This window comes from Dactylosporangium sp. NPDC049140 (genome assembly GCF_040648435.1).
On the sequence record NZ_JBEZDS010000018.1, the window covers coordinates 1 to 13,527 of the forward strand.

11 protein-coding genes are annotated in these 13,527 nt (G+C 73.2%); 6 read left to right on the forward strand and 5 right to left on the reverse strand.

What is annotated here, in order from left to right; translation table 11 throughout:
* Positions 1 to 142: 142 nt before the first annotated feature.
* From AB0B76_RS27100 to AB0B76_RS27110, 3 genes are all read right to left on the reverse strand, one after another.
* Positions 143 to 745, reverse strand: a complete 603-nt coding sequence (locus AB0B76_RS27100; protein WP_360380567.1) for a TetR family transcriptional regulator — start codon at positions 743 to 745, stop codon at positions 143 to 145.
* A gap of 24 nt (positions 746 to 769) precedes the next feature.
* Complete coding sequence (locus AB0B76_RS27105) at positions 770 to 1,387, reverse strand: TetR/AcrR family transcriptional regulator (RefSeq protein ID WP_360380569.1); 618 nt, start codon at positions 1,385 to 1,387, stop codon at positions 770 to 772.
* 111 nt (positions 1,388 to 1,498) lie between these two features.
* Positions 1,499 to 2,548, reverse strand: coding sequence for a LacI family DNA-binding transcriptional regulator (locus AB0B76_RS27110; protein WP_360380572.1), 1,050 nt, complete (start codon positions 2,546 to 2,548; stop codon positions 1,499 to 1,501).
* Positions 2,549 to 2,679: 131 nt separating this feature from the next.
* On the opposite strand from AB0B76_RS27110, the gene AB0B76_RS27115 reads away from it, so the two are divergent.
* The 4 genes from AB0B76_RS27115 (at position 2,680) to AB0B76_RS27130 (ending at position 6,166) form a co-directional block, all read left to right on the forward strand.
* Positions 2,680 to 3,606, forward strand: a complete 927-nt coding sequence (locus AB0B76_RS27115; protein ID WP_360380575.1) for a PmoA family protein — start codon at positions 2,680 to 2,682, stop codon at positions 3,604 to 3,606.
* Positions 3,603 to 4,166, forward strand: a complete 564-nt coding sequence (locus AB0B76_RS27120) for a polysaccharide deacetylase family protein (RefSeq protein ID WP_360380577.1) — start codon at positions 3,603 to 3,605, stop codon at positions 4,164 to 4,166. Before AB0B76_RS27115 ends, AB0B76_RS27120 begins: the two co-directional genes overlap by 4 nt.
* 103 nt (positions 4,167 to 4,269) lie before the next feature.
* Complete coding sequence (locus AB0B76_RS27125; RefSeq protein WP_360380580.1) at positions 4,270 to 4,953, forward strand: TetR/AcrR family transcriptional regulator; 684 nt, start codon at positions 4,270 to 4,272, stop codon at positions 4,951 to 4,953.
* A gap of 70 nt (positions 4,954 to 5,023) precedes the next feature.
* On the forward strand, positions 5,024 to 6,166 hold the full coding sequence (locus AB0B76_RS27130; RefSeq protein WP_360380582.1) for an NAD(P)/FAD-dependent oxidoreductase: 1,143 nt from the start codon (positions 5,024 to 5,026) through the stop codon (positions 6,164 to 6,166).
* A gap of 18 nt (positions 6,167 to 6,184) precedes the next feature.
* Here the strand turns inward: AB0B76_RS27130 and AB0B76_RS27135 are convergent, their stop codons facing one another.
* A complete protein-coding gene (locus AB0B76_RS27135) occupies positions 6,185 to 6,949 on the reverse strand; it encodes an IclR family transcriptional regulator (protein ID WP_360380585.1) in 765 nt (254 codons plus the stop codon).
* A gap of 182 nt (positions 6,950 to 7,131) precedes the next feature.
* Positions 7,132 to 11,010 (reverse strand): carboxypeptidase regulatory-like domain-containing protein, encoded by a 3,879-nt coding sequence (locus tag AB0B76_RS27140; protein ID WP_360380587.1) that lies wholly within the window; start codon positions 11,008 to 11,010, stop codon positions 7,132 to 7,134.
* 78 nt (positions 11,011 to 11,088) lie between these two features.
* Here AB0B76_RS27140 and AB0B76_RS27145 point away from each other — a divergent pair, with 78 nt between their 5' ends.
* Both AB0B76_RS27145 and AB0B76_RS27150 read left to right on the forward strand, forming a co-directional pair.
* Positions 11,089 to 12,120: a LacI family DNA-binding transcriptional regulator gene (locus AB0B76_RS27145; RefSeq protein WP_360380590.1), complete on the forward strand. Its 1,032-nt coding sequence runs from the start codon at positions 11,089 to 11,091 to the stop codon at positions 12,118 to 12,120.
* Positions 12,121 to 12,170: 50 nt separating this feature from the next.
* The gene (locus AB0B76_RS27150) at positions 12,171 to 13,175 is read left to right on the forward strand and encodes a LacI family DNA-binding transcriptional regulator (protein WP_360380592.1); all 1,005 of its coding nucleotides are present in this window, start codon (positions 12,171 to 12,173) and stop codon (positions 13,173 to 13,175) included.
* Positions 13,176 to 13,527: the final 352 nt, after the last annotated feature.

A 13,527-nucleotide genomic window follows, 5' to 3' on the forward strand; every position in this document is an offset into this window, starting at 1 on the left:
CGAGCTGGTGTGCCCGGTGGATGTTCGCGGTGCTCATTGTCGGCCTCCCGATGCCGTTGTCTCCCTGACGCATTCATCGTCGTCCCCGGGAGGGGTGCGGCGCCGGGGCCGGAGCGACCGACCCGGCGGGACCAAAGACCTGTCAGTGGCCGGGACCTGAGGGCAGCAGGGCGGCGACGAGGTCGCGCAGCGGGCCGGCGAGGGCGTCGCGGTCCGCGGACTGCAGCGGCTCCATGCCGCCGACCGAGCGCAGCAGCACGATGCCGAGCGAGGCGGCCAGCACCATCTGGGCGCGCAGCAGGGTCTCGTCGTCGCCGGTCCGTGCGCCGGGAGCGCTGTGTGCGGCGGCGGCCAGGCGTTCGGCCGATGCGCGCAGGACGCCGCGGCGGATCTCGTCGGCGCGCTCGTCGCCGGAGGTGCGCAGCAGCAGCGCGAGCTGGCTGGGCGCGCCCTCGGGCCCGATCCGCGCGGCCTGGTCGGCGATGACGAGGTGCACCTCGGCCAGCGGCACGTCGCCCGTCTCGCGCCGCAGCTCGTCGACGGCCGCGGTCAGGCTGGCCTCGAACAGCCCTTCCTTGGACTCGAAGTACCGGGCGATGAGCGCCACGTTGACGCCCGCGTCCTCGGCGATGTCCCGCAGGGTGGCCGAGCTGTAGCCGTCGCGCGCGAACCGCCGCCGGGCCGCGTCGAGCAGCAGCGCACGGGTCCTCGCGGCGTCGCGGCGGCGGGCCGACGGTGCGGTCATCCGATCACGGTACCCGCTGCCGATTCACTCCAGCAGCGATGCGCACAGGCCGGTCAGGTGATCGACGAGGGGCTCGGCCGGGTCGCGCATGCCGTGCCAGACCCAGTCGATCAGGACCTCGCTGACGCCGGCGATCAAGGCCAGGATCGTTCGCTGGTACCGCATGGGGTCGGCCCGCAGCCGCGGCGCCAGCGGGGCCAGGAGCCGGCCGAACAGCTCGGCCTCCTCGCGCAGGACGCCCCGGCGGCGCAGCTCCATCCGCGGCGCGTTGATGTACACGATCCGGGCCCGGTCCGGGTGCTGGGCCAGCAGCCGGACCAGCGCCGCCAGCATCGGGCGCAGCGCCGCCTCGAGCCCGTCGGGGTCGCGGGGCGCGGCCGCGGCGACGTGCTCGAGCAGCCAGCCGTTGACCTCGCGGTGCAGGGCGAGCACGAGGGCCTCGCGGTCGGCGAAGTGGTCGTAGAAGTACCGTTTCGAGACCCTGGCGAGCGTGCAGACGTCGGCGACGGTCACGTCGTCGTAGTCCCGGGCCGCGAACAGCTCCACGGCCGCCGCGACGAGCCGCTCCCGCCGGTCGGCGGCGCGCTCCTCCCGGCTCTGCCCGCCGTAGGTCTCGCCGCGCCCGGACGGCCGATCGGCCAACCGCCACCTCCACCTTCGCCGCCCCCCGGAATGCGGACACGGTACCCGACGATCGCCCGGCGCAATTGCCCGAGTTTTCCGGAACCAGGCGGAAACCTTTCCATGGAAGTTTCACCCGGGCGGCGCGGTGCTCTCCCGGATCACGAGCGACGTGGCGAGCTCGACCCGCGCGGGCTCCACCAGCTGCCCGGCCGCGAGCCGCAGCACCATCTCCGCCGCGGCCCGGCCCATGCCCGCGAACGGCTGGCGCACGGTGGTCAGCGCCGGCCCGCACCAGCGCGCCACCTCGAGGTCGTCGAAGCCGACCACGCTGAGGTCCTCGGGCACCCGCAGCCGCGCGCGCCGGGCGGCCTCGTACACCCCGAGCGCCTGCAGGTCGTTGCCGCACAGCACCGCGGTCGGGTGGTCCCGCAGCGCCAGCAGCTGGGAGCCGAGCTCGGCGCCGTCCTCGAACGCGAACAGCCCGCTGCGCACCAGCTTCGGGTCCAGCGCCGCGCCCGCGGTCTCGAGGGCGGCGCGGGCGGCCTCGAGCCGGGCGCGGGAGCACATGTACTGCGCGGGCCCGGTGATGACGCCGATGCGCCGGTGGCCGAGGTCGAGCAGGTGCCGGGCCGCGGCGATCCCGCCGGACCAGTTCGTGGTGCCCACCGACGGGGTGTCGTGCACCGGCTCGCCGGTCGGGTCGACCACCACCAGGGGCACGCCGCTGGCCGTGAGCTGCTGGTAGTACTGCCCGCGGTAGGCCGAGTGCACGGCGATCACCCCGGCCGGGCGGCGCGACAGCAGCAGGTCGGCGGTGCGGCGCCCGGCCCGCGGGGCCTGGCCCTGCAGGTCGGTGAAGCCCACGGTCAGCCCGCGGTCGCGCACCACCTCCTCGACCCCGCGCATGATCTCGACCGCGAGGTGGCTCTCCAGGCCGGAGAAGGCGACCTCGACGATCGGCATCGCGCTCGTCGCGTCGGTGCGCCGGTACCCGTGCTCGCGCAGCAGCGCCTCGACCCGCTCGCGGGTGTCGACGGCGATCCCCGAGCGACCGTTCAGAACTTTCGAGACCGTCGGCGGCGACACCCCGGCCAGCCGCGCGATGGTCGCCACGGTCACCGACCCACGCGGGCGCCGACCCGCCTTCGCCGGTTCCTCCTGGGGATTCGTCTCGGACACCCTCGCATCATAAGACGCTCGCCGATGCCCGCCGATTGGCATTGACGTGCGTCGGTGGCGATCGTAACGTGGGGAAAAATTTCCGGTAAGACATCGAATGTTTCGAAAACATCAGCGCGCCGGAGGCCCGCATGAGCAACGCACCCGGGACGGTGACCGCGCCCGCCGGCCTCGACTTCGCGCTCCAGCAGGACTCGTCGCTGCGGGTCACCTGGCGGGGCCGGGAGCTGTTCCGGTACGTCTACCGCGCCCGCGAGTCCCAGGTGGAGTCGCCGCGGCCGTACCTGCACCCGATCCGCACCCTGGGCGGCCGGCTCGTGAGCGTGTACCGCCCGCACGACCACGTCTGGCACAAGGGCCTGTCGCTCGCGCTGCCGAACGCGGGCCCGGACAACTTCTGGGGCGGCCCGACGTACTGCCGCGACCGGGGCTACGTCCAGCTGCCGAACAACGGCGCCCAGCGGCACGAGCGCTTCGAGGTGCTCAACGCGGGCGATCGCACCCTGCGGGCGGTACAACGGCTGCGGTGGCTCGCCCAGGACGGCCGGGAGACGTTCACCGAGCGCCGCGGGCTGACGGTGACGGTCATGCCGTACCGCTCGGCCTGGCGCCTGGATCTCGACACCGCCCTGCGCAACGCGGGCGCGACGCCGCTGGACATCGGCAGCCCCCAGACCGAGGGCCGCGCGGGCGCGGGCTACGGCGGCCTGTGCTGGCGAGGCCCGCGAAGCTTCACCGGCGGCCGGGTACGCACGCCGGACACCGCGGGCGGCGACGACCTCAACGGCGTGCGCGCGCCGTGGCTCGCGTTCTCGGGCCGCCACGACGGCGACGGCAGCGCCTCGACGGTCCTGTTCGCCGACGACCCCGCCAACACCGGGCCGCCGACGGCCTGGTTCGTGCGCAGCTCGGCCTACGCGGTGGTGGGGCCGGCCCCGTTCGCGGACAGTCCCGTCCGGCTGGGGGCGGGGGAGGAGCTGCGGCTGCGGTACGGCGTGGTCTTCGCGGACGGCGAGCTGGGTGAGGACGAGTGCGCGACATTGGCCCACGCGTCATGACCGGATACGTGGCGCTGACGTTCGACGACGGCCCGGACCCGGGGAGCACGGCGGCCCTGGTGTCGGTCCTGCGCAACGCCGGCGCCCGGGCGACGCTGTTCCCGATCGGCCGCAACGCCCGCACCTACCCGCGACTGCTGCGCTCGGCCCGCAACGCCGGCATGTGGGTGGGCAACCACACCTGGTCCCATCCGAACCTGACCCGCCTGACCCCGCCCCGGGTGCGCGCCGAGCTGCGCCGCACCCAGTCCGTCCTGGGCGGTACGCCCCGGCTGTTCCGCCCGCCCTACGGCCGCACCACCCCGGAGATCCACGACATCGCGGCCCGGCTGGGCCTGATCGAGGTGCTCTGGGACATCGACTCGCGCGACTGGGCCGGAGCCGGCGCGGACGAGATCGTGGCCGCGGCCGCCCGCCTGACCGACGGCCAGGTCCTGCTGCTGCACGAGCGCTGCCCGGCGACGCTGGCCGCCCTGCCGCGAATCCTGGACGACCTGCGGGCCCGGGGCTTACGGCCCGGCCGGATCTGCCCGGATACGGGCCGGGCGATCGCCGGGTGACACCAAGGACGCGGCGGGTGTGGTGCTGGGGCTCACCACACCCGCCGTCTTTGGCCGTGCGGGGGACTGGCGGCTGACGAACGCGTTCGTTACGATCGTGTTCATGAGTCCTCGCAGGGTGCCGGTCAGCCGGCGCGACCGCCCCTCCAAGCCGCCGCTCAGCCGGGAGAGCCTGGTGGCGGTGGCGCTGGGCATCCTGCAGGAGGAGGGCCTGGAGCGCGTCACCATGCGGCGGCTGGCGGCGGAGCTGGACACGGGGCCGGCGTCGCTGTACGTGTACATCCAGAACACCGCCGAGCTGCACGGAGCGCTCCTCGACGAGCTGCTGTCCGCGCTGGTGCTGCCGCCGGGTGGCACCGAATGGCGGGACGCGGTCGCGGAGGTGCTGTCCGGGTACACGGCGATTCTGCACCGCGAGCCCAGCCTCGCCCGGTCGGTGCTCACGCTGCGGCCGTCCGGACCCAACTACCTCCGGCTCGTGGACGAGCTGCTCGGGCTGATGGCCTCCGGCGGGATCCCTGTGCAACAGGCCGCCTGGGGCGTCGATCTCCTGCTGCAGCTGGCCACGGCGACGGCGGCCGAGCAGGGAACGCGCGACGAGTCGGCCTCCGCGGACGGGGACGAGCAGCTGCAGGCGATGGCGGTCCGGGAGGCGTCGGCCGAGAAGTACCCGAACATCGGCCGCGCGCGCGGCGAGTTGTTCTCCGGCACCGGGGAGCAGCGGCAGCGATGGGCCTTCGACGCGCTGCTGAACGGGATCGCGGCCGTGCCCGCCCCGCGCGGCTAGTCGTTTGGCCATCGCGAACGCGTTCGTTACGAGCGTGTTCGTCAGGAATCTTGTGCAGAGGAGAAACGTCATGGAACAGGTTCGTATCGGGATCGTCGGCGGTGGGCTCGGGGGGCTCACGCTCGCCCGGGTGTTGCACGTGCACGGGATCGCGGCCACCGTCTATGAGCTGGACGAGTCCGCCGAGGCGCGCACGCAGGGCGGGATGCTCGACATCCACGACTACAACGGGCAGGCCGCGCTGCGTGATGCCCGGCTGTTCGAGGAGTTCCGCTCGATCATCCACGCCGGTGGCGAGGCCATGCGCATCCTCGACCGGCACGCCGGCGTGCTGGTCGAGGAGGCCGATGACGGGGGGCGTGGGCGGCCCGAGGTCGACCGGGGACATCTGCGCCGGATGCTCATCGACTCGCTGCCCGAGGGCACCATCCGGTGGGGGAGCAAGGTCACCGGCGTGCGCGGGCTCGGGGACGGGCGGCACGAGCTGGCGTTCGCCGACGGCGGGAGCGCCGTCACCGATCTGCTCGTCGGCGGCGACGGGGCCTGGTCCCGGGTTCGGCCGCTGGTCACCGAGGCGCGGCCGGCGTACGCGGGGGTGACCTTCTTCGAGCTCGACCTCCTCGACGCCGACGTGCGCCATCCCGGCGCGGCCGAGGTCGTCGGGGGAGGGATGCTGTTCGCGCTCGGGTCGGGCAAGGGGTTCCTCGCGCACCGGGAGACCGATGGCAGCCTGCACGTGTACGCCGCGCTGAAGACGGCGGAGGGCTGGGTGCGGGAAGCGGGCTTCGACGGTACCGAAGACGCAAAGGCCCTTCTCGTCGAACAGTTCGACGGATGGTCGCCGCGGCTCACGGGGCTGATCACCGAGGCCGACGGGCCGCTCGTGCCGCGGACGATCAACGTGCTGCCCGTCGGGCTGCGCTGGGACCGGGTGCCGGGCGTGACCCTCCTCGGCGACGCCGCGCACCTCATGTCCCCGTTCGCCGGCGAGGGGGCCAACCTGGCGATGTTCGACGGGGCGGAGCTGGGCAAGGCGATCGCGGCGCACCCGGGCGACGTGGAGGGGGCGCTCGCGGCGTACGAGGCGGAGCTGTTCCCGCGCAGCGAGGAAGCGGCCCGCGAGGCGGCGGCGAACCTGGAGATCTGCTTCCGCGACGATGCGCCGCAGAGCCTGATCGACCAGTTCGCCGCGTACGCCGCCGCCGGGCACTGAGCGGCCCTCTGCCTGCCTCTAGGCCGCGGCCGAGCGCAGCAACGTGCGGGAGATGCCTGAAGCGGCGGCCACCACTGCCGGTACCAACGCGGCCGGCTGCAGGCCGTCGAACGGCACGATCACCGAGAGCGCGGCGACGACCCGGCCCTCCACGTCGCGCACCGGGGCCGCCACCGACACGGCGTCCATCTGCACCTGCCGATCGCTCACCGCGTGGCCGGCGCGGCGCACCTTGGCGAGGGTCGTGCGCAGGCGCTCCGGGTCGGCGATCGTCAGCGGGGTGAACGCGACAAGCGGCCGGGCCAGGTACTGCTCGACGAACGTGCACGGCGCGTGCGCGAGCAGTACCAGCCCGACGCCGGTCGTGTGGGCCGGGAGCCGGCCGCCGACCCGGCTGCGCACGTCGAGGGCGCCGCGGCCGGAGATGCGCTCGACGTACATGACGTCGAAACCCTCCAGCACGGCGAGCTGCACGTGCTGGTGGGTGCCCTCGTAGAGGTCCTCGAGATAGGGCATCGCGGCCTCGCGCAGGCCCAGGGAGCGGGGCGCGAGCGCGGCAACCTCCCAAAGGCGCAGACCGATCTGGTACCGCCCGTCGGTGTCGCGCTCGAGGGCGCCCCACGCGGCGAGCTCGCCCACGAGGCGGTGCGTGGTGGCCAGCGGCATCCCGGCGCGGCGGCTGATCTGCGACAGGCTCAGCCGCCGATGCTCCCCGTTGAAGGCGCCGAGCAGGCTCAACACGCGGCTGGTCACGGTCCGGCCCGCGATGTGTCCGGTGGTCATGGCGGCGTCCCCCCGGGGGTGTTTCCGGAAAAGCTTGGCGCCCCCCGAGGCGATGCGTCAAGGATCTACCGCTGGCGTCATGCCGCCGAGTCGCGAGTGCGCCATGTATCGAGTGCCGTGCGCGCGGCCTTCACCCGCCGCCGCGAGGCCCTCGACAGTGAGGACCTCGCGGCGTGCATCGGCTAGCCGGCGACCACGACCGTGACCGGAACCGAGCGGGTCGCGCCCGCGGCGTTGGACAGTTCGGCCACGTACGAGTAGGTGCCCGGGGCGCGGCCGGCGACCACAGTGGACACGTGCTGCGCCGCCGGGGTCGCGGCGGTCAGCGCCACCCGGTCGATGGGGACCCCGTTCTCGTACAACGTGAACAGGCTCCCGTTCGTGCCCCACCAGAGGTTCGTCGACACCGTGTAGGAACCGTCGCCGTCCCAGTTGTCGCTCGACACCACCGCCACGCCCGGCGCGGCGTCGGTGACCGTCACGGTGACCGGTGTCAGCGCGGTGCGGCCGGCCTGGTTCAGCAGCTCGCCGGTGTACACGTACGTGCCGTTGCGCCGCCCCGCGATCGGCACGCTCGCCCGCTGCGCCGCGGGGCTCGCGGCGGTCAGCGGCACCGTGTCGATGAGGACACCGTTCTCGTACAACGTGAAGACGCTCCCGTTCGAGCCCCACCACAGGTTCATGACCACGTCGAAGTTGCCGTCGTGCAGGCCCGTCGCCCAGCCGCTCGTGCTCGACAGCACCCCCGTGGCCGGCGCGACCGCGGCCCCGTCCGGCGGCAGCGGCGGACCCGGGCGGGTGATGGCGATGGTGTACGTCGATGAGGCCGTCCCGTCCGCCGACCCCACGACGACCGGGATGTCCGTCGTGCCGGGCGGCACCGCGACCGTGCGCGGGGCGGAGTCCCCGGCGACGGTGACCGTCGAGCGCGGGTTCGCCGCGGCCGGGGTCACCTGCACGCTCGTGGTGCTCGCCGGGATCGTGAGCTCGTAGCGGTACACGTCGGGGGAGAACGCCGGTTCGAGGTCACCGCCCGTGACCGTCAGCCCGCTCAGCGACGCGTCGGCGTCGAGTGACGGCTTGCGGATCTGCAGCTGGTACACCTCGCGGGTCCCGTCCTCGGCGGTGACCGTGATCGGCACGTCGGCCCCGGTGTCGCCGAGCGTGATCGTCCCGCTACCCGTGGTCTGGGCGAAGCGGCTGCGCGCGGCCGCGGTGACCGTGACGGTGCGGGTCGTCGCGGGAACGTCCAATGTGTACGTTCCGTCGGCGTGCACCGCCGGCGTGCCCTGGTCGGTGGTGACGCTCAGCAGCCCGGTGTCGTTCGGCCGTGAACCGATGCCCTGGGCGACGCGGAAGTCGTCGACGTGGATGCCGCCGTAGTTCGAGCTGTTGGCGAAGAACTCGATCTCCTGCACCCCGGCCATCGGGGCGCGGAAGGCGGCGCCGGTCAGCTTCGCCTCGCCGTCGATGTAGAGGTCGAAGCGCTGGTTGGGAATGTCCACAACGGTCCGCACGGTGTACCACCGGCCGAGCTGGTACGCGCCGAGGGTGACGCTCGTCGTTCCGGAGTACGCGATGATGGTGTTCTTCGTGAACGCCACGCTCACCGCGTCGACGTCGCTCGGCCCGCGCAGGTACGGCGTGCCGAAGTAGTTGTTACCGGACGTGTACGGGTCGTCGCGCATCACCTTCGCCTCGACGGTGACGAGGCCCTGCAGCGCGGGGCTGAACGTGCGCTGCACACTCGTGCGTCCGCTGTTGGCGGTTCGTGTCATGTTCAGCGCGCCGCCGGACACTCCGACGCTGCCGCCCTGCGCGCTCACCGCGAGCTCCGGGGGCATGGCGTCGAAGGTCTGCACGTCGAGGTACTGCGGCACCGGCGCGGCGAGCAGCAGCGTTCCCGCGGCCGTGGCGGTCGCGGGGGTCACCTCGAGGCCGGTCCGGGTGGCCGGGTCGAGCCCGGGCGTGGCGGCGACCAGCGTGTACCCCTCGCCGACCGGGACCGCCGCGACCGTGAACGTACCGTCGCCGCTGCTCGTTCCTGTCGCGATCGCCTGGTCGCCGTCACGAACGGTCAGTGTCACGCCGGCGAGGGGCCGGCCGGCCTGGTCGAGCACCGTGCCGGTGACGCTACCGACGGTGCTGGTCGAGGCGAGCGTGAGCGGGACGGTGCTGCGGTTGCCGGCGCGCACCGTGACCGTTTGCGTCGCGGTCTGGTAGCCGTTGCGGCTCGCGGTCACGGTGACGTCGCCGAAGGGCACGCCGCCGATCGCGTACCAGCCGTCGGCGCCCGTGGTGGCGCTCGACGATCCGATGTGGACTGTCGCTCCCGCGATCGGCGCGCCGGCCGGGGTGCGCACGGTGCCCGCGACCGTCTCGGCGGTTGCGCCGGTCGGCGTGGAGTACTCGAAGGCGCCGATGTCGGCCCCGCCGTTGTACAGCGCCGTGCCCGCGTAGTCGTGCCCGCCGTTGTCCACGATGGACATCCCGCCGTCGATCGCGGGCGAGGCGGCGCCGGCGCGGAAGGCGTTGCCGGTGGCCAGCTGCGGGCCGGTGGCCGCGGTTCCGAACGGTCCGGCGACCGCCGGGTTGTCGAACCGCGGATCGCCGAGCACCGCGTGCGTGTCCGTGTCCGGGACGTCGAAGGCGGCGCTGCCGTACAGGTTGGCGTCGTAGCGGATCGTCGGGCTCGTGGTGAGCACGGCCACCGCGCGGGAGGTGGCGAAGACGTTGTCCGTCAGGTCGTAGGTCGCGGCGAGGGAGCTGCCGTAGCCGTACACCACGTAGTCGCTGCGGTCGCTGTAGAACGTATTGTTGTGCACGTTTGCGCGGGCGGCCTTGTCCGAATGCAGGTACAGCTGGTAGCGCCGGTTGTCCACAACGACATTCCCGCGCACAATCGCGTCACCGAACGCGAACTGGCACAGCAGGATGCCGTCGCCGTTGTGGTGCACGAAGTTGTACTGCACGAGCTGGCGCGTGGTGCCCTTGTCCGGGTCGATGCCGTTGGAGTCGGCGCCGCCCGCCTTCACCGAGGTCTCGTACACCTCGTTGTACTGGGTCGTCACGTCGTCGGCGAAGTACATCTCGATGCCGGACGTGCCCGCCTTGAACACGGTGTTGTGCTCGATGAGCGCGCCGCGCACGTTCGTGACGTACATGCCGTTGCAGCCGTACGCCGTGCCGGCCTGGCTGATGAAGTTGTCGCGGATGACGACGTTCGTGTGCGGGGCGAACTTGGTGTCGGCGGCACTGTCCCGGCTGCCCCAGCCGGTCGCCCGGGCCCCGGGGGCGTCACCGGTGTACTGCTTGATGACGATCCCCGCGAATGACGTGTTCGTCACCGTCGAGTGCTCGATCGTGACGCCGTCGAGCAGTGTCGGCGTCGCCGGGGGCGCGGCGATGTCGGCGACTGTCGCGTCGAAGACGATGCCGCCGGTGCGCTTCGAGCGGTCCCAGCCCGTGTCGTGGTGGATGCCGGGCTCGGTGTCGTCGGCGGCACTGCCGCTGATCCAGTTCACTTCGCCTGTCACATCGTGCACATCGACGGCGTCGAGCACGAAACCGTGCAGAGTCGTACCGTTGTCGCCGCCCACATGGACACCGCGCAGGTCCTTGAGGTTCGCCCCGGGCGTGTCGCTAGCCGGCGCCGCGTTGCTCACGTCGAGGTTGCGGATCGTCCAGTACTGCTGGTTGAACAGCCGCACCGCGTCCCCGGTCGCGCCGGCGCCGGCGATGCCCGGCTTGGCGCCGTCGCCGTACCGGTCGATCGTGATCGGCAGCCCGGCGCCGCCCGATCCCTTGGGCCACAGCTGGCCGGTCCAGGCCTGGCCGGCGTGCAGCAGCAGGGTGTCGCCGGGCTGGAACGTGGTCGCGGCGACCTTCGCGAGGCTGCGCCAGGGGTGCTCGGCACTGCGGCCGTCGGCGGCGTCGTCGCCGGCTTGGGCGTCGAGGTAGTAGGTGGCGCCGGTCGTCTCGGGCGCGGGCTGGGCGTGGGCGGTACCGGGCAGGATCAGCGCGGCGGCGGCCGCGGCGGCGAGGAACGGGGCTCTGCGCATGCGGGGTCTCCCTCGGCGGAATGTTGGAAAACGTATTCCGCTGTGCGGTGGCCGTCAAGCGTGGGCCAGAATGTGCTGGTGGATGATGTTGCTCGCCGCGGCCCGGCGACCCTGCACGACGTGGCCCGGGAGGCCGGGGTCTCCTACGCGACCGCGTCGCGCGCGCTCAACGGCAGCGCGCGCAACGTGCGGCCGGAGAACGCGGAGCGCGTACAGGCCGCGGCCGACCGGCTCGGATACGCCCCGAACCTGCCGGCCCAGGCGATCGCGCGCGGCTCGACGAGTACCGTGGCGCTGGTCGTCAGCGACGTCGACGACCCCTACTTCTCCGAGATCGCCGGCGGCGTGATCGACGCGGCCGAGGACGCCGGGCTGATCGTGACCATGGCCGTGGCCGACCGCTCGCCGGGCCTGGAACTGCAGATCGTCCGCGCGCTGCGGGGCCACCGCCCGCGCGCGATCCTGGTCGCGGGCAGCCGCATCGACGGCGCGGGCACGCGGGCGTCGCTGGTGGAGGAGCTGGAGGCGTACCGGCTCGCCGGCGGCCGCGTCGCCATCGTCAGCCAGCCCGACCTGCCGTTCCCGACCCTGGCCATCGACAACTTCGGCGGCGCACGCAGTCTCGCGGTCGCCTTGGCCGCTCGGGGGTACCGGCGCTTCGCCATCGTCCACGCCGAGGAGGCGATCCGCACCTCGCACGAGCGCCGCGCCGGCTTCCTCGCGGGCCTCGCCGACGCCGGCCTGCCCACCGGCTCCGTCGCCACCGTCCAGGCCGACTTCACCCGCGCCGGCGGCCACGCCGCGGCGGCCCGGCTGGCGGCCCTGGCCCGCGAAGGCGTCGAGGCGGCGTTCGTGGTCAACGACGTGATGGCGATCGGCGCGATGACGGGCCTGCGCGAGGCGGGCCTGGTACCGGGCCCCGACCTGGCCGTGGCGGGCTTCGACGACATCGACGCGGCCGCACACGTACACCCGGCGCTCACATCGGTGCGCGTACCATTGCGCGCCATCGGCCGACACGCCGTAACCATGGCGCTTTCCGGCCGCGACTCCGGCACCGTGGACATTCCGGTCGAGGTGGTGCTGCGCGCCAGCACCCCGGCGCGCTGAAGGGAACGACTTTGCCGCATCCAGCGAGGCCCACGGTCACGCTCCGCGACGTGGCCGCGGCCGCCGGGGTGTCGGTCGCGACCGCGTCGCGGGTGCTGGGCGGCAGCGCGCGGACGGTCGCCCCGCAGTACGCGAGCCGCGTGCTCGAGGCCGCGGCCGCCCTGCGGTACACCGCGGACGTCTCGGCGCGCGCGATGCGCCGCAAGAGCGACGCGATCGCACTGGTCGCCGACGACCTCACCACGCCGTCGATCGCGCAGGTGGTCGCGGCGATGGAGCGGCAGGCGCGCACCGTGGACGCCTTCGTGACCGTGTCGGCCACGCGGGGCCTGGCCGAGCGGCAACTGGAGACGGTGCGGACCCTGGCCGGCTTCCGCCCCCGCGCGCTGGTACTGACCTCGAGCCGGCTCCGCCCCGGCGCGCTGGGCGGCCGGCTGGTGGACGAACTGACAGCGTACGAGTCCGGCGGCGGCCGCGTGGTCATCTACGGCGGCCTCGAGATGCCCTTCGACTCGATCCGCGTGGACGACCGGGCCTCGGCTCGCCTCATGGGCGCCCACCTGGCCGCGACGGGCCATCGCCGCCCGATCATTCTCGCCGGTACCCGCGACCGCTCCTACGCCGCCGAACGAACCTCGGGCTACATGGAGGGCCTGCTGGCGGGCGGCGTGGACGCGCAGGATGTGCGCATCGTGAACTGCGACGTGAGCCGCCGCGGCGGCCACGAGGCCACGGCCCACCTCCTGCCCGACGACCTCGGCGACGCGGACGCGCTGCTCGCGGTGAACGACGACATCGCCATCGGCGCCCTGGCCGCCTGCCGCGAGGCGGGCATCGAGGTCCCGTCGCGCCTGACGGTGACGGGCTTCGACGACATCCCCCTGGCCGCGGACGTGACGCCGCGCCTGACCACGATCGCACTGCCCTTCGCCGCCATCGGCGTGCGCTCGATCCGCCTGGCCCTGACCCTGCGCGACCCGCGCCTGTCCCCGACCCGCGAGACGGTCGTGGGCACGCTGGTTCCCGGAGCCAGCCTCCAGCTCCGCACCCACTGACCGCACGGCTGCCAGCTCATTACGTCGCCACATCCGGCCGCACGAACGCACACGCACAGCGCGTTCGAGCAGAGGTGCGCCGCACGAACGGCGCGCGCGGTGTTCATTTGTGCAGAAGCGCGCCGGGGAGCGCAGCCCGTGTACGAACGCACACGCACTCGCGCGTTCGAACAGAACCGAGCGCTCGTACCGCACGAATGCGCGCACGCTGCGCGTTCGTGCAGCCCGTGGGAACGCGCGCGCACGGCGCGTTTGTGCAGGGCTGCAAGACGGTGCGAACGCGCACGCACAGCGCGTTCGAGCAGAGCCGAGCGCTCGTGCCGCACGAATGTGTGCACGCTGCGCGTTCGTG